Annotated in this window: 16 protein-coding genes and 1 pseudogene; 10 read left to right on the forward strand and 7 right to left on the reverse strand. The window is 60.4% G+C overall.

What is annotated here, in order from left to right:
* Positions 1-322: 322 nt before the first annotated feature.
* The 5 genes from M5B96_RS14365 (at position 323) to M5B96_RS14385 (ending at position 3985) form a co-directional block, all read left to right on the forward strand.
* Complete coding sequence (locus M5B96_RS14365; RefSeq protein WP_412548611.1) at positions 323-1087, forward strand: transporter substrate-binding domain-containing protein; 765 nt, start codon at positions 323-325, stop codon at positions 1085-1087.
* A gap of 67 nt (positions 1088-1154) precedes the next feature.
* Positions 1155-1871, forward strand: coding sequence for an ABC transporter permease (locus M5B96_RS14370; protein WP_248797334.1), 717 nt, complete (start codon positions 1155-1157; stop codon positions 1869-1871).
* Between the two features lie 21 nt (positions 1872-1892).
* Positions 1893-2630, forward strand: coding sequence for an ABC transporter permease (locus tag M5B96_RS14375; protein ID WP_248797335.1), 738 nt, complete (start codon positions 1893-1895; stop codon positions 2628-2630).
* A gap of 18 nt (positions 2631-2648) precedes the next feature.
* Positions 2649-3440, forward strand: a complete 792-nt coding sequence (locus M5B96_RS14380) for an ABC transporter ATP-binding protein (protein WP_248797336.1) — start codon at positions 2649-2651, stop codon at positions 3438-3440.
* A 272-nt stretch (positions 3441-3712) separates the two neighbouring features.
* Entirely contained in the window at positions 3713-3985 is a 273-nt protein-coding gene (locus tag M5B96_RS14385) for a DUF2790 domain-containing protein (protein ID WP_248797337.1), read from the forward strand.
* Between the two features lie 62 nt (positions 3986-4047).
* On the opposite strand, the gene M5B96_RS14390 is transcribed toward M5B96_RS14385, so the two are convergent.
* The 5 genes from M5B96_RS14390 to M5B96_RS14410 form a co-directional block, all read right to left on the reverse strand.
* A complete protein-coding gene (locus tag M5B96_RS14390) occupies positions 4048-4983 on the reverse strand; it encodes a LysR family transcriptional regulator (protein WP_248797338.1) in 936 nt (311 codons plus the stop codon).
* Positions 4984-5084: 101 nt separating this feature from the next.
* Positions 5085-6026, reverse strand: a complete 942-nt coding sequence (locus M5B96_RS14395; RefSeq protein ID WP_248797339.1) for an aldo/keto reductase — start codon at positions 6024-6026, stop codon at positions 5085-5087.
* A 122-nt stretch (positions 6027-6148) separates the two neighbouring features.
* Entirely contained in the window at positions 6149-7597 is a 1449-nt protein-coding gene (locus M5B96_RS14400; RefSeq protein ID WP_248797340.1) for an efflux transporter outer membrane subunit, read from the reverse strand.
* A 19-nt stretch (positions 7598-7616) separates the two neighbouring features.
* Positions 7617-9089, reverse strand: coding sequence for a DHA2 family efflux MFS transporter permease subunit (locus M5B96_RS14405; protein ID WP_248797341.1), 1473 nt, complete (start codon positions 9087-9089; stop codon positions 7617-7619).
* Positions 9086-10222, reverse strand: a complete 1137-nt coding sequence (locus M5B96_RS14410) for an HlyD family secretion protein (RefSeq protein ID WP_248797342.1) — start codon at positions 10220-10222, stop codon at positions 9086-9088. The genes M5B96_RS14405 and M5B96_RS14410 overlap by 4 nt, the downstream gene beginning before the upstream one ends.
* A gap of 252 nt (positions 10223-10474) precedes the next feature.
* Here M5B96_RS14410 and M5B96_RS14415 point away from each other — a divergent pair, with 252 nt between their 5' ends.
* The 4 genes from M5B96_RS14415 to M5B96_RS14430 all read left to right on the forward strand — a co-directional run bounded on the left by M5B96_RS14415 (position 10475) and on the right by M5B96_RS14430 (position 14255).
* A complete protein-coding gene (locus M5B96_RS14415) occupies positions 10475-11098 on the forward strand; it encodes a TetR/AcrR family transcriptional regulator (RefSeq protein ID WP_248797343.1) in 624 nt (207 codons plus the stop codon).
* A 45-nt stretch (positions 11099-11143) separates the two neighbouring features.
* Complete coding sequence (gene mug, locus M5B96_RS14420; protein ID WP_248797344.1) at positions 11144-11701, forward strand: G/U mismatch-specific DNA glycosylase; 558 nt, start codon at positions 11144-11146, stop codon at positions 11699-11701.
* An 85-nt stretch (positions 11702-11786) separates the two neighbouring features.
* Positions 11787-12977, forward strand: a complete 1191-nt coding sequence (locus M5B96_RS14425) for a cyanate transporter (RefSeq protein WP_248797345.1) — start codon at positions 11787-11789, stop codon at positions 12975-12977.
* A 357-nt stretch (positions 12978-13334) separates the two neighbouring features.
* Positions 13335-14255, forward strand: coding sequence for a LysR family transcriptional regulator (locus M5B96_RS14430; protein WP_248797346.1), 921 nt, complete (start codon positions 13335-13337; stop codon positions 14253-14255).
* Between the two features lie 39 nt (positions 14256-14294).
* Here M5B96_RS14430 and M5B96_RS14435 read toward each other — a convergent pair whose 3' ends face one another.
* Both M5B96_RS14435 and M5B96_RS14440 read right to left on the reverse strand, forming a co-directional pair.
* Positions 14295-14912 (reverse strand): LysE family transporter, encoded by a 618-nt coding sequence (locus M5B96_RS14435; protein WP_248797347.1) that lies wholly within the window; start codon positions 14910-14912, stop codon positions 14295-14297.
* A gap of 19 nt (positions 14913-14931) precedes the next feature.
* Positions 14932-15882 (reverse strand): 2-hydroxyacid dehydrogenase, encoded by a 951-nt coding sequence (locus M5B96_RS14440; RefSeq protein WP_248797348.1) that lies wholly within the window; start codon positions 15880-15882, stop codon positions 14932-14934.
* A 318-nt stretch (positions 15883-16200) separates the two neighbouring features.
* Here M5B96_RS14440 and M5B96_RS32730 point away from each other — a divergent pair.
* Positions 16201-17355, forward strand: a pseudogene (locus M5B96_RS32730) (FIST signal transduction protein); the annotation flags it as partial.
* Positions 17356-17530 lie beyond the last annotated feature (175 nt).

Below are 17530 nucleotides of genomic sequence, written 5' to 3' on the forward strand. Positions count from 1 at the left end.
TTGAACCTGCCGATGATCACCGGTTGATCTGTCGACCAGGGCACATGGAGATGGGGCCGCCGTCCAGGCTGAAACCATTATGGGTGCGAATTAACCGGCTTGACTGGCAGGTTGGGTTTTAGGGTTTTGTCTTGTCCGCACAACAATCCTTGTGCGGACAAGCATTGGAGATTCGGCCTGAGCCGGATCAGTTCGCAACACTCCATTGATTAGGCAGGAAGTTATCAAGATGTCGAAGAAATCAAGCTGGTTGGGTTCTGTAGCGCTCAGTGCAATGGTTCTGGCCTGTGCTCCGGCACTGCAGGCCAAGGAATGGACCTCGGTGAATATCGCCACCGAGGGCGCTTACGAGCCGTGGAACCTGACGCTTCCAGGTGGAAAAATCGGCGGCTTCGAACCGGAACTGATGGATATCATCTGCCCGCGCATGAAGCTCAAGTGCAACGTCGTGGTCCAGAACTGGGACGGGATGATCGCCAGTCTCAACGCCGGTAAATTCGACGTGCTGATGGACGCCATCGTCATCAACGAAGAACGCCAGAAGGTCATGGCCTTCTCGACGGCTTACGCCCAGACCCCGGCCAGCTTCGTCTCGTTGAAAGCCGATCTGCTGCCGGGCAAAACCGGTGACGCCGCCGCCATCACCCTGGGCACCGATGCCAAGCAAGTCCGTGCCGGCGTCGAAGAGCTGCGCAAGGCCCTCAAGGGCAAGACCATCGGTATCGCCTCCGGCACCATCTACACCTCGTTCATCGACGAGAACTTCAAGGATGTCGCGACCATTCGCGAGTACGGCAGCTCGGCCGAAGCCATCCTCGACCTGCTGGCCGGTCGTATCGACGTCGCTTTCGACGACGTAACCTTCTTCAATTCGGTCATGGACAAGCCAGAGAACAAACCGCTGGTCTTTACCGGCCCGGTCATCAAAGGCCCGATCTGGGGTGATGGCGAAGCACTGGGCTTCCGTCAGAAAGACCCGGAGCTGAAAGCCAAGTTCGACGCGGCGCTCAAGGAAGCCATGGCAGATGGCACCATCAAGAAGCTGAGCGAAAAGTGGTTCAAGGCAGACCTTACCCCCAAGCAATGATCTTGAATGGCCCGGCAGCGTAAAGGTTGCCGGGTTGCTTGAACTTTCATCATAAGTGGGACCTTCTATGAACCTCTTGCAGCTACTCAGTTTTGGTGACTCAGGCTGGGGAATGGCGCTGCTCAAGGCAGCGGGCATGACCGTGGTATTGACCCTGGCGGCGCTGCTGGTGGGTGCGGTATTTGGCAGCCTGGTCGCGGCGGCCAAGCTATCCCGGCAGCGCGGCCTGCGCTGGCTCGGAGACCTGTATTCGATCCTGTTCAGGGGCATCCCTGAATTGCTGGTGATCTACCTGTTCTACTTTGGCGGTGCCAGTGTGGTCACGGCGGTGGGCCATTGGTTCGGCGGCGAAGGCTATATCGACGTGCCGCCTTTTCTCGTCGGGGCCCTGGCGGTCGGGCTGATTTCCGGTTCCTACCAGGCGGAAGTCTATCGTGGCGCTTTTCTCGCGGTCTCGAAGGGCGAACTGGAAGCCGGGCTGGCCATCGGCATGACCCGGGCCATGCGTTTCAAACGAATTCTGGTGCCCCAGGTGCTGCGCTTTGCGCTCCCCGGGCTGGGCAATGTCTGGCAAATGAGCCTGAAGGACTCCGCGCTGATTTCCGTGATCGGCCTGGTGGAGTTGATGCGCGCCAGTCAGGTCGCGGCCGGATCGACCCGGCAATATTTCACTTTCTACATCATCGGCGGCATCGTCTACCTCGTGCTCACTGGCCTGTCCGGTCGGCTGTTCAACATGGCCGAGGCTCGCGTGCGTCGCACGCGGCAGCGCAGCCCAGTCTAGTTCGAGTCGAGAGGACTACTTATGATCGATTTTCCGTTCCTCGCTGACACCATGCTCAAGCTTTTGGCCGCGTTGCCCACAACGCTGACGCTATTTTTCTGCTCATTGGTGATCGGCCTTACCCTCTCCGTCGGCATTGTCAGCCTGCGGGTCAGCCGCTGGTGGTTCTTCAGCTATCCGGCACGCTTCTACATCATGTTGTTTCGCGGCACGCCGCTGCTGATCCAGATGTTCCTGATCTACTACGGCCTGGGCCAGTTCCCGGCCATCCGCGACAGCTTCGCCTGGGTCCTGCTCCGCTCGCCCTATGGCTGCGCGGTGGTGTCGCTGGCCTTGTGCACCGCCGGTTACACCGCCGAAATCATTCGTGGCGGACTGCTCAGCGTGCCCCAGGGGCAGATCGAAGCAGGCAAGGCCGTGGGCATGTCGCCCTGGGAACTGCTGCGCCGGATCATTGCCCCGGTGACCCTGCGCCAGGCCCTGCCGGCCTACTCCACCGAAGCCATCTTGCTGGTCAAGTCCACGGCACTGGCCAGCCTGGTGACCGTGTGGGACGTCACCGGCGTCGCGCAACAGATCATCCAGCGCACCTATCGCACCATGGAAGTGTTCATCTGCGCGGCGGTGATCTATCTGGTGCTGAATTTCCTGGTCGTCCGTGCTGTCGCCTGGCTCGAGTATCGCCTCTCGCCGCACCTGCGTGAACGGCCGGTCGACACGATCAAAAAAGCCGCCCCTTCGCTGCCTACCCATTCCTGATTTGATACGGAGCCTGCCATGAGCACTCAGTCCGCTTCAGCCCTGTCGGTGACTAATATCCAGAAGTCCTTCGGCAACGCCCATGTCCTCAAGGGCATTTCCCTGGACGCCCACAAGGGCGACGTGATCTCGATCCTCGGTGCCAGCGGATCCGGTAAAAGTACCTTCCTGCGCTGCATCAACCTGCTGGAAACCCCCGATCAAGGCATCATCACCGTCAATGGTGAAGTGATCGAAATGAAACAGCACGCCGACGGCCGCCAGACCCCGAGCAACGCCCGTCAGGTCGAGCGCATGCGCAGTTGCCTGGGCATGGTGTTCCAGAGCTTCAACCTGTGGTCGCACATGACCGTGCTGCAAAACGTCATTGAAGGCCCGATGCGGGTGCTCAAGCGCTCCCGTGCCGAGTGCGTCGAGGAGGCCGAGGCGCTGCTGCACAAGGTCGGCCTGTACGACCGTCGTGACTACTACCCGGCGCATCTGTCCGGTGGTCAGCAGCAACGCGTGGCGATTGCCCGTGCACTGGCGATGAACCCGCAGGTGATGTTGTTCGACGAGCCGACCTCGGCCCTTGACCCGGAGCTGGTGGGCGAAGTGCTGCGGGTGATGCGCTCCCTGGCCGAGGAGGGCCGCACCATGCTGGTGGTGACCCACGAAATGGGCTTTGCCCGCCACGTGTCAAACCGGGTGGTGTTCATGCACGGTGGCCTGGTCGATGTCCAGGGAACGCCGGCGGAACTGTTCGAAGGCTTGCCGACCGAACGCTTCAAGCAATTCGTCTCCAGCCATCAGGAGCGCAGTGCCGAGTAAGCAAGCCCGACGCGCTGGACTGGCGAAACGACAACGGCCCCTGATTCGGGGCCGTTGTCGTTTCCAACCGGCGATTGATGCGGAATCTGGCAACAGTGTTTGTCCAACAGGCCGCTATATGGAGGAATAACAAACACCTAATATCGTCTCTACCGAGTGAGCCAATACAGTCAGCCTCAACCACTCACCCGGTAAACACTCGGAAACTCCGTTCCAGGCTTTACGACCATTGCGCTCGCAAAGCAACCGACCCAGACGATACGGTGAACATCATGAACTTCTCGAAAATCGCACTTATCCTTGTTCTTGGCAGTACTGCCGCGCAGGCATTTGCCGACGACGGTTACTCATCGGCAGCCAGCAGCCAGGTCCCTGTCGAAACCTACACTTACGCAGCAAAGCCCGATATCGAAAAAGTCGTTTCAATCACCGAGGCCGCCGATCAATGCGCGCCGGTCCCAGTGCAAATGACCTATGAAGACTCGCACGGCCAACGCCACATCCTGCAATATCAAGTGATGGGCACTGGCTGCTCGAACGGTTGAGCCCTGTTGTGGACGATGGAGGGTCGACACTCCTTCCCCGCACGACCTGCTGAAAAAAGTCATTATCGTTGTTGTGAACCGACACCTTCCTTATTCGATGCCAACAACTCCGGAATCACGCCTTTGAGAAACTCGAGCCAGGTTTTTATCTTGGCATCAAGAAACTTTCGCGAGGGGTAGATTGCAAACAGATTCAACTCTTCAAGATGATAGTCTGGCAATACCCGCAGCAACGTTCCGTGCCTGAGCCCCTCGACAGCCGAAGCAATAGGTTGTATTCCGATGCCCATCCCGCTTTTTATCGCGACGGTCATGCCATCGGCGGTATTGATGTGCAAGGGAGATAATGGAGTGCTGACACTTTCCATACCTTTCGGCCCCTCGAATATCCAGTTTTCAGCCGGCATTACCGTGTTCACGATTCTCAGGCAATCGTGTGCACAAAGATCCCCCGGAGAATCCGGGTATCCGCGTTTTTCCAGGTAGGCGGGCGAAGCGCAAAGAATGCTGTAGGTGCTACCGAGCCGCTGCGCGACAAACCCTGAGTCGGGTAAATCCCGCGCCAACACAATCGACATGTCATAGCCCTCCTCCAGCAAGTCAGGCAAGCGATTGGTCAGGACCAGATCAAACATCACCGAGGGATGCGTCTCCCGATACTTGGCAATGGCCTGGATCACATAGTGATTGCCAATGGCCGACATCGCATGAATCTTGAGCCTGCCAGACGGCATCACTTGAGCGGTACCGGCCTCCTCGTCCGCTTCACGCACCTCATCGAGGATTTTCTCGCAGCGCTGCAAATAACGCAGACCGGCCTCGGTCAATGCCAGGCGGCGAGTCGTGCGGTTGATCAGGCGGGCTTGCAGCCTGGCCTCAAGGCTGGAGACTGCTTTGGAGACGTTGGCGGTGGTGGTGTTCAGGATCTCGGCGGCGCCGGTAAAGCTGCCGCTTTGAGCGACCGCCGTGAAAAAACGCATGGTCTGGAACACGTCCATCGTTTCCACCTCGGGAAATCAGTAAAAATACCATAGGCCTGGTTTGAAGCAGCGCTCGCGCAAAAAGGGACGGCCCTGCAACAGCCGCCCCCGGCCACACATTATTTTTTGCGCGGAATAAACCCGGGCACGCCGGTTTCCACCACCGAATTGAAGCGTATCCGGGTGGTGATATCGTCGCGAATTTCCGCCATGGCCCGCTGCGGCAAGCTCGATATATCAAAGTTTTCCTGGATATGGCTCGGCGATACGGAGGTGGTCAGGAAAGCGACGCCGCGCTGTACCGCCCAGGCCAGCGCCACTTGCGCCGGGGTTTTGCCCAAGCGCCGGGCGATCCCGGTCAGCACCGGTTCTTCCAGCACATTAGGTTCCATACCATGCCCGAGTGGCGCAAACGCCAGGAGGATAATGCCGTGCTCCTGGCAAAACTCGAGCAGTTCCCATTCTGGCAGATAAGGGTGGGATTCGACCTGCACCACCGCGGGTTTTATCCGCGCCACGGCCACCAGCTCTTTCAAGGCCTCCAAGCTGATATCGGACAAACCGATGGACCGGCAGCGGCCTTCATCCACCAGGCGCTCAAGCGCCCTCCAGGTCTCGATCAAGGTGACGCCCGAGTCATAGATCACATGCCCCTGAAAATCCCTTGGGTCCTGGTCATCGCCGGGCTGGAAGGCAAAAGGTGTATGGACCAGATAACAATCGATGTAATCCACCTGAAGTCGGCGGCAACTGGCGGCAAAAGCCGGTTCGACGCGCTCGGGACGATGGTTGGTATTCCACAGTTTGGTGGTAATGAACAGCTCTTCCCGTCGAACCTCACCGGTCTGCAAAACCGCCTGCAGAGCAATGCCGACGCTTTCCTCGTTGCGATAGCGCTCGGCACAATCGAAATGTCGAAAACCCGCCTCCAATGCGGCCTTGACGGCTTGCGTGGTTAGCGAAAGGTCTCGAAACAGCGTACCAAAGCCCACCGCCGGCATCTCACCGGTTCCATGAACGATGGGAAATCGGGTGTCGCGAAGAGCATCGTGATAGGTCATGTCTTTACTCCATTGCCAAGGGCCACCACCGCGACAACGGCAGTGCCCGTTCATAAAATTTCGCCAGGCCGGACAGGGTCCGTGAACAGATGACTGAGCGGTGGACTCGAAGCTGACCGCTCTTAGCGAGCCGCCACTTTTTGCTCAAGGACACCGACGCAATTACCGCCGAGCGCGACGAACAAGCGCACCGTGTCGAGATAGCGCGCGGTCTTCACCCGGATCTGTCCCAACAGCGCCTGTTGATAGGCACGTTCGGCCTCCAGCACTTGAAGAACGCTGTTCTCGCCTTGCGCGTAGGCTTGCTGGTTCAAGCGCAAGCTGGTTTCGGCGGCGCTTAACGCGTCGCCTTGGGCGAGACTTTCCTGCTCGTCATGGTTGATGGCCTGCAAGGTGTCGGCGACCTGGCCGAACGATTGGATGAGCGTCTGCTGGTAGCCGGCGAGGGACGCCCGGTAACCGTCGACGGCCGCCTGGCGTTCAGCCTTGAGCGTCCCGCCATCGAAGATCGGCCCCGCCAGCCCCGCCGCCAAACCCCAGAGTGCCGCGCCGCCATTGCCGGAAGCGGCCTGCGCCAGCGACGCGGACAGCGCCACATGGGGATAAAGGTTCGCGGTCGCGATCCCCACGGCGGCGCTGGCCATATGCAAGTCAGCCTCCGCTTGCAGGATATCGGGCCGGTCGTGGGCCATTTCCGAGGGCAGGCTGACGGGCACGCTGGAGGGCAAGGCAAATTCGGCCAGGTCGAAGTCAGGCGCGATCCAGTCGGCCGGGCCTTTTCCAGCCAGAATCGACAGCGCATGGCGTGCCGCATCTCGTTGCTGGGCCAGCGGCGGCAGCAGCGTGCGATCCTGCGCCAGCCGTGTCTCGGCCAGTGCCACATCGATCTGCGTGGTGCTGCCGTTGAGACGGGCCATGCGCACCAATTCGAGATTTCGACGGTCATTGGCCAGCAGTTTCCCGACCGCGGCCATCTGCGCGTTGGCAGAAGCAACCAGCAGCGCCTGGCTGGCGACGTTGCCGGTCAGGGTCAGATACGCAGCCTCGTAGCGATGCGTCTGAAGATCGACCAGAGCGGCTTGTTGTTCGACCCGCCGCTTGTTAGCGCCGAAGGCATCAAGGTCAAAGCTGACCTGTGGCCCGACACTGTAGAAGTTGGCCACCGAAGGCTGGGCGCCGGTGTGGACCCGTTGGCGACCGCCCTGGGCGGCAAAGTCGACCTGCGGATACAGCGCCCCCTGCGCGGCAAGCACGGACGAAGCCGCCTGCCGCAGGGTGGCATCCGCCGCCACCAGTTCAAGATTACCGTCGATGGCCCGCCGGACAACCTGGTCGAGCTTCGCCGATTGAAAAGCCGACCACCAGTCACCGCCGGCCTTCTTGCCCAGGTCGATCTTGCCGCTGCGACCCAGCCCCGACTCGGCCTGTTGGTCATAGTGCTGCGACAGGCTGGCCACCGGTGCCTGATAATCAGGCCCGACGGTACAGGCCGACAAGAACAGAGCCGCCGACAGCGCACCGACCATCATAGGCAACAGCGGTCTGTCGAGGACGAACATATTGGCTTTCATTTGCCAGACTCCACGAAAACTAGTTGGTCGGAACGGGTTTGCGAAGAAACACCACCAATGGAGCCACCACCAGCATCGCCCACATCAAAATCTTGAACTGGTCGATGATGGCGATGAAGGCCGCCTGGCCGGTGATCATTTCGTTGAGCGCGCCCAGCGCCGGCAAGGACGTTGCTGCCGCCAGCCGATACGCGGTCAGATGACTGGCCAGTGCCTGGTGCATTGCCTGCGTGTTGTTGAAGAAGCAGGCTTGCACCACCGCCACGCCGAGCGTGCTGCCGTAGACCCGGGCCAGATTGAAAAAACCAGTGCCTTCCGCGCGCAGCTTCGGGTCCAGGGTACTGAACGCCACCTTGCTCAGCGCCGGCATCAACACCCCGAGCCCCGCGCCCTGCAGCGCACCGGCCAGCGCCACTGGCCACCAATCCATCAACGGCGAATAACCGAGCATCAGCCAGTTGGCATAGATCACCACGGCGATACCCAGGGCCACGAAGAGGCGGCGGTCGAGACGCTCGGGAACACGGCCCATCAGCAGGAAGGCAGCGAGCAGCCCGACACCCCGCGGTATCGTCAGATAACCCGTGGTATCCGGCGGGAAGCCGAGCAGTTCATCCAACATCGGCGAGGTCAGCGCCATGGTCGACAACAGCACAAAACCGAGGGCGAAAAACATCACGGTCGACAGCACGAAGTTGCGGTCCCGGAACAACCCCTTGCTGAGGAAGTGCACCTTCGCGGTCAGCGCATGCACCACGAACAGGTACAACCCCAGCGCACAGGCCACGGCTTCCAGGCAGATTTCCGCGGAAGCAAACCACTCAAGGCGTTCACCGCGATCGAGCAGCATCTGCAGCCCGATCATGCCCAGCGTGAAGCTGCCGAAGCCGAAGAAATCAAAGGGCGGACGTTGCTCGGCCTTTTTCTCCTCCAGCAACAACGTCACCACGAGGAAGATCAAGGCCGACAGGGGAACACTGATGTAGAAGATCGAGCGCCAGCCGTAAAGCTCACCGAGCCAGCCGCCGAGACTCGGGCCACTGACGATGCCCAGCAGCACAATGGCCGTCCACCTCGGGCCAAATGTCCCGCGTCGTGCCGACGGTAACGTCTCCATGGCAATGGCCATCGACAGCGGTGCCAAGACACCACTCGCGGCGCCCTGGATAATCCGTGCGCCGACAAACCCCAATGGCGTCGTTGCCTGGGTTGCGAGCAATAAGCCAAGGACAAAGCAGGCTATCGCGGCCTGATACACCACCTTCAAGCCGTAGCGGCCGGCGAGCCACTGCGCCATCGGCAGAGTAATCGCGCTCGCCGCCAGATACGAAGTGAAGACCCAACCTGCCTGGTCGTCGCTCATCGACAAGGCACCCTGGATAAACCTGAGCATCGCATTCGGCAGCGGCAGGCTGGCAGACTGCATATAGGTCACGAACAGCGCGGCAAGCCTGAGCGCACGCGCGCCCTCCTCTCCGGGGTTGGCGTTCATTGATCAGTCCCCGCGGTCAACAGCGCCTTGAGCGGTTGCCACCAGGGCGAGCGATAGCCGGTATCGACCCTGACCGTAGCGCTGGTGCCGGAAAACAGCGGCAGCTCCGGATCGACCTGATCGAGTTCGAGTCGAACCGGAACCCGCTGGACCACCTTGACCCAGTTGCCGGTGGCATTTTCCGGCGGCAGCAGGGCGAAATCCGCGCCGGCCCCAGGGCTCATGCTGATAACGTGGGCCTTGAACGGGTGCCCCGGATAGGTATCGATACGGATGGTCGCGGCCTGGCCCGGATGCATATGGGTCACCTCCGTTTCACGGAAGTTGGCCTCGATCCAGACCCGCCGGGACAACAGGGCAAAAGCCGGCGCCCCATTGCTGAGAGCGTTGCCGACCTGCAAATCGTCGACCTTGGCGACGATGCCATCGTCCGGCGCATACACCGTGGTGTATGAGAGGTAGAGCAGCGCCTCGTCGAGCTGCGCCTTGGCCTCACGGATCGCCGGGTGGCTATCGACCTCGATATCCGGATTGCCATTCAACGCAGCCACCGTGTTGGCAATCTGCTGCTCGATAGACGCCACATGTTGCCGGGCCATTTTAAGGTCGGTGTCCGCGCGCTCATAAATAGACCGCGAGACAAACTCCGTCGCCACCAATGCCTGCTTGCGGGTGAACTCCTTTTGATCGAAGCCGGCCGACTCCTTGGCCGCTTGCAGTTCGGCCTGTTGCTGGCGGTAGCTGGCCTTGAGTCCCTGGATGCGCAGCCGCGCCACGCTCAGTTGGGCCTCGGCGCGATTCACCGCGATCTGGAACGGCTGCGGATCGATCCGAAACAACACCTGGCCCTTGCGCACCGGCTGATTGTCCTCGACGGCGATCGCCACCACCTGCCCGGAAACCCGAGCGTTGACCGAAGCCTTCGCCACCCGGGCGTAGGCGTTATCGGTCGAGACATACGGCTCGCCCACCAGATAACGGACATACCCGAAGGCCGCGAAAAGCACCGGCACACCGACCATCAGCCAAGGTCTTAATTGCGCTTTGAGCGGTTTCCTGACGGGCATCCCGGCCGGGGTCTGACCCGGATGCTCGAACGTCTGCGAAGCGGGGATATCGAACGGTTGAGTCATGATCGAATGCACCTTTAACCGGGGAATCGGGCCGCAAAATCACTTGCGGCCCGGGGGATCGATAGTTGCTGTGAAGAAGCAGTCCATGCGCGGTCTGGAGGATGGCTCCAGCCCACCTGTTTCATCGCAGCACCAGCCGGTTCGAGCTCCGCCACAACAAACTTGAGATTCAGGAACTTCTGGTTCCTTAATTTTGTGCGATGGTGTAAGAATATCCCCACAGCGGTTTCCACTCAAGGATTTTTGTACATCATGGCACAAAATAAAATTACCGAGGGCAAGGGCCGCGGCCGGCCCCGCGCGTATGACCCGCAGACGGCGCTGCAGCAGGCGCTTGGGGTTTTCTGGAGCACCGGGTATGCCGGCGCCTCGCTGGACAGCATCGCCACCGCGGCCGGGATGAACCGTCCAAGCCTTTATGCAGCGTTCGGTGACAAGCACGCCCTGTATATCAAGGCGTTTGAGCAATACTGGCAGCAGGCCTCCGCCGCTGTGCACGAGGCACTGACGGACAACCGGCTGACCTTGCGCGAGGCATTGCTGGGGTTCTACGAGGGGCAGTTGTCGATCTACTTCTCGGGTGACGGTCAACCACGGGGCTGCTTTGTGATCGGCACCGCGACCACCGAGGCGGCCGCTGATCCCGAGATACGCGACATGCTTTCTGATCGCCTGGGCAAGCTCGATGCCGATCTCGAAACACGCCTGCGAGCGGCAATCAGCGCCGGCGAGTTGAGGCGCGATGCCGACCCGGCAGCCCTGGCCGTCCTCGCCTCTTCCCTGCTGCACAGCATTTCGATCCGGGCCCGGGCGGGGAAATCCCGCGCCGAATTGACGGAGCTGGCCCGCAATGCAGTCAACGTGATCTGCGCATGAGCCTGAATCGACTGTCCGGCAACTGCCGGGCCAGCGAGGTGCGGGGTGAGTGAAAAACTCGAAGACCTCCTCGCCGCACAGCTGGCGGTGATTTTCTGCGGCATCAACCCGGGACTGATGGCGGCCGCCCAGGGGCATCACTTTGCCGGGAGAAACAATCGCTTCTGGCGGACGTTGCACCTGGCCGGTTTTACCCCGGAGGAAATCCGCCCGCAGAATGATCGGACAATCCTGCGCCATGGCTGTGGACTGACCGCCGTGGTTGAACGGCCCACGGCACGCGCGGACCAGCTGTCATCCGCTGAATTCAGCGCGATCGCCAGCGACTTCGAACACAAGATCGCCCGCTACGCCCCGCGCTTCGTGGCCTTTCTCGGCAAGGCGGCGTACTGCGGGTTATCCGGCCAACGAGACGTCGCCTGGGGGCTTCAGCCACACACCTTTGGCAATGCCGCAGTGTGGGTCCTGCCCAATCCCAGTGGACGCAATCGGGCATTCACCCTTGAGCAACTGGTGGTCGCCTACCGTCAACTCCACCTGGCCGCGGGCGAAGCCCTGGCGCATTCCAGGCAGTTCCCGGTCCTGGAAGACAGCGAATCCTAATTTCTCGATACCCCGCCCTATTCATCAAATTGCTCCCCCCCACCGGCAATGGCCTAATCGAAGCTTTGTCATGCAAGGCTTACCAATGGAAAATGCTCGAGCTGCAAGCACCCACGCCGCAGGGTTGATGGTCAGTGTGGTGTTGGTCGCCCTCAATCTGAGGCCATCCATGGCCGCTGTCGGGCCGCTGTTATCGGCGATTCGCGGGGACATCCCCTTGAGCTTCAGCGCCGCTTCGTTGCTGACCATGCTGCCGGTCATGGCGATGGGCCTGGCAATGTTCCTCGGCCTGCGCATCGCCCAGCGTTTCGGCGAACACCGCACCATCGCCCTGTCCTTGCTGGTCATCGGCCTGGCGACGGTTTCGCGGCTGTACCTGGACAGCACCGTCGAACTGATCCTCAGCGCGGTACTGGCGGGCCTCGGGATCGCCCTGATTCAAGCGCTGATGCCGGCGCTGATCAAGTCCCGCTTCAGCAACAATGTGTCGCTGTACATGGGGCTGTACGTCACCTCGATCATGGGCGGCGCGGCGCTCGCGGCAGCGTTCTCGCCGTTTATCCTGGCGCGGAGCGCAAGCTGGCGGATCAGCCTGGCCAGTTGGGCGCTGCTGGCACTGCTCGGCCTGCTGGCCTGGTTCGCCCAAGGCTCGGCGGTCGCCGACTTGCCACAGGCACCGGCAAGCGGCCGACAAGCATCATTCTTCGGTAATTCACGGGCCTGGCTGCTGGCGATATTCTTCGGCCTCGGTACCGCGTCCTACACCTGCGTGCTGGCGTGGCTGGCGCCCTATTACGTGGAAAAAGGCTGGAGCGAACAAAGCGCCGGCCTGCTGTTGGGCCTGCTGACCGCCTTGGAAGTGGTGTCAGGCCTGGTCACCCCGGCGCTGGCCAATCGCAGCCAGGACCGGCGCCTGGTGCTGGTGATATTGCTGGCCTTGATCATCGGCGGCTTCTGCGGACTGATCCTCAGCCCGCAACGCTTCACCCTGCTCTGGCCCTGCTTGCTGGGCCTGGGTATCGGCGGCCTGTTCCCGATGAGCCTGATCGTCGCCCTCGATCACCTGGACAACCCGCGCCGCGCCGGCGGCCTGACCGCCTTTGTACAAGGGATCGGCTATCTGATCGCCGGTCTCTCACCGCTGATTGCCGGGGTGATTCGCGACCGGCTGGGCAGCTTCGAGTGGGCCTGGTGGTCGCTGACGGCGGTGATGGCCGTGATGATCGTGATGGTCCTGCGCTTCAATCCGCAGCATTACGCACGGCATATCCAATAGTCGTCAAAGAGCCGTTGGAGATCTCCTCGCGGACGGATCAGCCGGCCGTGGAAGCATCAGGTCGACGACGCCTCCCGGTGGTCGCGCCTCGGTGTTGCCAACGATCCGGCCGACCTCAACGAAGTGCATAAAACGGCCGCTCCGGGCAACGCCGGCGAGTGCAACGCGGGAGACACATACTTGGTTCACGGTGATTTTCTTCTTGGCGTGGATAACACAAGGGCCAGCCCCCTTATATTGAAGCAGTCGCCACCCGCTATTTAAAAAACAGATTCCATCCACTAATATACCAATAGACTGCCTTGCCACAAACATGAACAAAAGTCACAACTATGGAACCTGACCGAGACGGATCTTATGCTCAATAGCAATTTGCTCAGAAAGCTGGACATGCAGGACCTGATGGTATTTGTCGCGGTATATGAGCAGAGCAGTGTCACCGAGGTTTCCGAAATCCTTTGCGTCAGCCAGTCCACCGTCAGCTACTGCCTGAAAAAGCTGCGGACCAGCTTCGAGGACGAGCTGTTCATCCATACCCGCAATACCATGTGGCCGACCAGCAAGGCCACCAGCATGTACAGCCATGTGGTCAACATCATAAAAAACATCAATCTGTGTCATTCCGGGGCCAACGCCTTTGAACCTAGCGAACAAGAGATCACCTTCAATATCTGCGCACCGGAGTATTTCGAACTACTGATTCTCCCCGCCCTGTTGAAAAGTTTTATCAAGAGCCATCTTCCTATCATCGTAAACGCCCATAAATTCCACAAGGATGTGCCTGTCGATGAACTGGCGGACGGGCGCATTGACCTGGTTATTTGTGCCGGCCCGAATTTCCATCATGACGCCAAGCACTTCAAATCCAAGATACTGCTGGACGATGACCTGGTGTGCGTGGTCGACAAGCACTTCACCCCGCCGGAAAACAAGTTCAGCCTGGAAACCCTTGTCGCCCGCCAGCATATTTTCCCGACGCCGTGGACGTCAGACACCAACATGGTGGATGGCTGGCTTGGCAAACAGGGTTATACCCGGCAGATTGTCGCCCGTACCAATAGTTATGTCGCGGCACTTGAGATGGTCAGCGGAACCGATCGGGTGCTCATGTTGCCTCGCCGTCTCCAGCGGCGGATCTGTGACGAAACCAAGTTCGCGGCCTGCCAGCCACCTGTCGGCTTGCCCGGTTTCACAATAGACATGCTGTGGGACAGGAAAGCCGAGCAAAACAGCGCCAACACCTGGCTGCGCGAGCAGATTGCCAAGATCTGCGCCTAGGGCGACTTGGGGCGAAGCCTCGACAATCCCCATACAGCGTCAGCGCACGCCCCTGGCAACAGCCAGCAAAACACCGAAGCCCACCAGCAACCCGCCGAACGCACGGTCGATCCAATGCCGCACAGCCAGCAACCGTTCGCGCACGGCGCTAGCCGAAAAGCACAAGGCAACCACGCTGAACCAGGCCATATGCGCCCCCGAGATAAAAGCCCCATAGCCGATCTGCACGGCCAGCGGCGTATCGGCACGGACCACCTGCATGAACAGGCTGATGATAAAAATCGTCGTCTTCGGATTGAGGACATTGGTCAGGAAACCCGTGCGCAGTGCGGCAAAATCCGATAGCGGTGCAACAGCACTCTCGGCCAGCGCGCCACTGGGCTGGGTCCGCAACATCTTCACACCCAGCCAGATCAGATAGGCCGCCCCGGCCAGCTTGATGCTGTTGAACAGCCACAGCGACTGCTGGATCAGCAGGCCCAGGCCAACCAGCGTGTAGCTGACGTGGACCAGCACGCCCAACCCTATGCCCAAGGCCGTGAGCACACCCGCCCGGCGTGACAACATCAGGCTGTTGCGCGTGACCATGGCGAAGTCCGGGCCAGGGCTGATGACAGCCAATAGGGTGATGGAGATCACCGCCAACAATTGCGCCATAGCCAATCCTCTGAAAATCCTATTGAACCAATGGCACAGGTGTCAGGACGGGATGCCCGGAAAAATGCGCCTTCAAGTTATCAATGACCAATTGCACCGTGGCGGTGACGGCCTCCGGTGATCGCCCGGCGATATGCGGCGTCAGGATCACGTTATCCAGATTAGCGAATTCCACCGGCACATCCGGTTCACCTTCCACGACATCCAGTGCCGCCCCGGCAATGTCCCGGTTTGTCAGTGCAGCAATAAGCGCAACCGTGTCCACAACGCTACCGCGGGCGATATTGACCAGATAACCGCTGGGACCAAGGGCCTTCAGTACCGCGGCGTCGACCAGATGAAAGGTACCGGCACCGCCGGGCGTGGCGACGATCAGGAAATCGGCCCAGCCGGCCAAGGCTACCGGCGTATCAAAATAGGTAAAGGGTGAGTCGTGTCGAGGATGACGACTGTGATACCCCAGCGACATCTCGAATCCACCGACAGCGCGCCGGGCAATCTGCTGCCCGATATTGCCCAGCCCGAGAATCCCCAGGTTCTTTTTCGAGAGCATGGGACGCGGTTGCCTGGATTGAGACCATTGGCCACGACGGACCGCGGCATCGGCCTGCGGAATACCCCTGACAATAGCCATCAACAGCGCGATGGCATGATCGGCAACCGAGGCATCATTGGTGCCCGGGCCATGTGTCACGAGGATATTGCGGGTGCGAGCCGCAAGCAGATCGACCTTTTCATAGCCCGCGCCCTGGGCGCAGATGATCCGGAGTTGAGGCAGGGCGGCCATTTCAACGGCCGAGAGCCCCGTGGATCCGTTTGTCAGAACGGCCTGAACCTGAGGGCCCAAGGTCTTCAGCGTGTCGACCTTCGCTTCAGCCGACACCGCCACGTGCGCCTTGAAGCCGGCTGCTTCCAGGCGGGCAAGGCTTTCGGGAGCCAGCTCGATCAGAACCAGGAGATCTCGAACCATGACCAGGTACTCTTGATTTAGCCTGCGCGGGTTGGGTGCGCTCTACTCCATAGACTACATGATTAGTTGCAAGCGACCCGCCCCCCTTTGCCCGATCAGATGGACATTGCCGTGCCAGCAATCACCGTCGGCGAAGTCGGCCTGAACGGTTTCGTTGATCAAAATCAAAACCGGAAATCATATTGATATCACGCTGAACAGCACGGGTTGCGCGGGCTACGCTCACATCAACGGCAACAAACCATGCTCGCGCCCGTACGGCAATGGACCGCTGTTACCCACAATAACAATCTGCGGTTTACCTTGAGGTAGTCCTTGATGAATCTTTCTCATTTGCTCAGCCGAACCCGTTCCGCTTCCTCAGGCACCCTCAGCGTGCTCAGTACCGCCAATGAGCTACAGGCCAAGCTGCAGGCAGTTCGCCTGGAGCCGGTATTCATCTCCGGCTTCGTGTCCCCTCACCTGGACCTCGAACAGATCGCCCGCACGGTGCGACAGCGCTTCCCGGGCTGCGTCATCAGCCTGTGCACCACCTCCGGCGAACTCTGCAGCACCGACAGCCAGCTTTACTGTCCGACCGGCGAACGCTGGGACCGGATCGTATTGCAGTTGTTCGACCGCAGCGTGATCGCCAGCGCCGAAATTGCCATGGTGTCCCTGGAGTGCAGCGACATCCGCGGCGATGGCAAACGCATCAGCATGCGTGAACGCATCGCCCGCCTGGTGCAGAACCTCAAGAGCGTGCAACTGCGGACCCAGATCGATCAACGTGACACCTTGGCCTACATCCTTTTCGACGGCTTGTCGGCGTCCGAATCCTTCTTCATGGAAGCCCTTTACGAATCCGGTCGCTTCCCTTGCCTGTTCGTTGGCGGATCGGCGGGCGGCAAGGGCGACTTCAAGAAAACCCTGATCCACGATGGCTCGCGCAGCTACGAGAACCACGCCCAGATCGTCTTCCTCAAGTGCCCGCCCGGCATTCGCTTCGGCGTGTTCAAAAGCCAGAACTTCCAACCCTCGACGCTGACCTTCAACGTCCTGACCGCCTCCCTGGAAGATCGCACCATTCACCAGGTCATCGATGCCCAGGGCAATATCAAGACCATGGTCCAGGCCCTGGCCGACGCCTTCAAATGCGCGCCACAGGCCCTGGAGCAGCACCTGGGCGACTACTCCTTCGCCATCCGCGTGGGCGACGAGCTGTTCGTCCGTTCCATCGCCCGTATCGACCCGACGCAAGGCCTGGTGCACCTGTTCTGCGACGTGGCGCCGGGCGAAGAACTGATCATGGTCAAACGCACCTCGATCCGCGATGCCACCCGCGCCGACTACCAGCGCTTCCTGCAGGGCAAAGGCAGCCAGCCGATTGCCGGCATCCTCAACGACTGCATCCTGCGCCGGCTCAACAACGGCGCGGAGCTGGGCTCAATGACCGGCCTGTTCGGCGACGTGCCGCTGATCGGTTTTTCCACCTTCGGCGAGATTCTGGGGCTCAACCTCAACCAGACCCTGACCGCGATCTTCTTCTTCCACGTCGCCAACGGCGCCAGCTTCGAGGATGACTACGTCGACCGCTTCCCGATCCACTACGGTGAATTCAAGGCCTTCTTCCTCCGTCGCCAGGTCAAGAAACTGGTCGGCCTCAACC

Source organism: Pseudomonas sp. MWU13-2105 (assembly GCF_023242315.1).
Classification (GTDB): Bacteria; Pseudomonadota; Gammaproteobacteria; order Pseudomonadales; family Pseudomonadaceae; genus Aquipseudomonas.

Bases quoted from the DNA above. Each gene is read 5' to 3' on its own strand.
- M5B96_RS14440 (WP_248797348.1), bottom strand. From the start codon at position 15,882: ATGGTTCGAGATCTCCTGGTTCTGATCGAGCTGGCTCCCGAAAGCCTT.
- M5B96_RS14385 (WP_248797337.1), top strand. From the start codon at position 3,713: ATGAACTTCTCGAAAATCGCACTTATCCTTGTTCTTGGCAGTACTGCC.
- M5B96_RS14390 (WP_248797338.1), bottom strand. From the start codon at position 4,983: ATGGACGTGTTCCAGACCATGCGTTTTTTCACGGCGGTCGCTCAAAGC.
- M5B96_RS14410 (WP_248797342.1), bottom strand. From the start codon at position 10,222: ATGACTCAACCGTTCGATATCCCCGCTTCGCAGACGTTCGAGCATCCG.
- M5B96_RS14405 (WP_248797341.1), bottom strand. From the start codon at position 9,089: ATGAACGCCAACCCCGGAGAGGAGGGCGCGCGTGCGCTCAGGCTTGCC.
- M5B96_RS14415 (WP_248797343.1), top strand. From the start codon at position 10,475: ATGGCACAAAATAAAATTACCGAGGGCAAGGGCCGCGGCCGGCCCCGC.
- M5B96_RS14430 (WP_248797346.1), top strand. From the start codon at position 13,335: ATGCTCAATAGCAATTTGCTCAGAAAGCTGGACATGCAGGACCTGATG.
- M5B96_RS14425 (WP_248797345.1), top strand. From the start codon at position 11,787: ATGGAAAATGCTCGAGCTGCAAGCACCCACGCCGCAGGGTTGATGGTC.
- M5B96_RS14395 (WP_248797339.1), bottom strand. From the start codon at position 6,026: ATGACCTATCACGATGCTCTTCGCGACACCCGATTTCCCATCGTTCAT.
- M5B96_RS14400 (WP_248797340.1), bottom strand. From the start codon at position 7,597: ATGAAAGCCAATATGTTCGTCCTCGACAGACCGCTGTTGCCTATGATG.
- M5B96_RS14370 (WP_248797334.1), top strand. From the start codon at position 1,155: ATGAACCTCTTGCAGCTACTCAGTTTTGGTGACTCAGGCTGGGGAATG.
- M5B96_RS14375 (WP_248797335.1), top strand. From the start codon at position 1,893: ATGATCGATTTTCCGTTCCTCGCTGACACCATGCTCAAGCTTTTGGCC.
- M5B96_RS14435 (WP_248797347.1), bottom strand. From the start codon at position 14,912: ATGGCGCAATTGTTGGCGGTGATCTCCATCACCCTATTGGCTGTCATC.
- M5B96_RS14380 (WP_248797336.1), top strand. From the start codon at position 2,649: ATGAGCACTCAGTCCGCTTCAGCCCTGTCGGTGACTAATATCCAGAAG.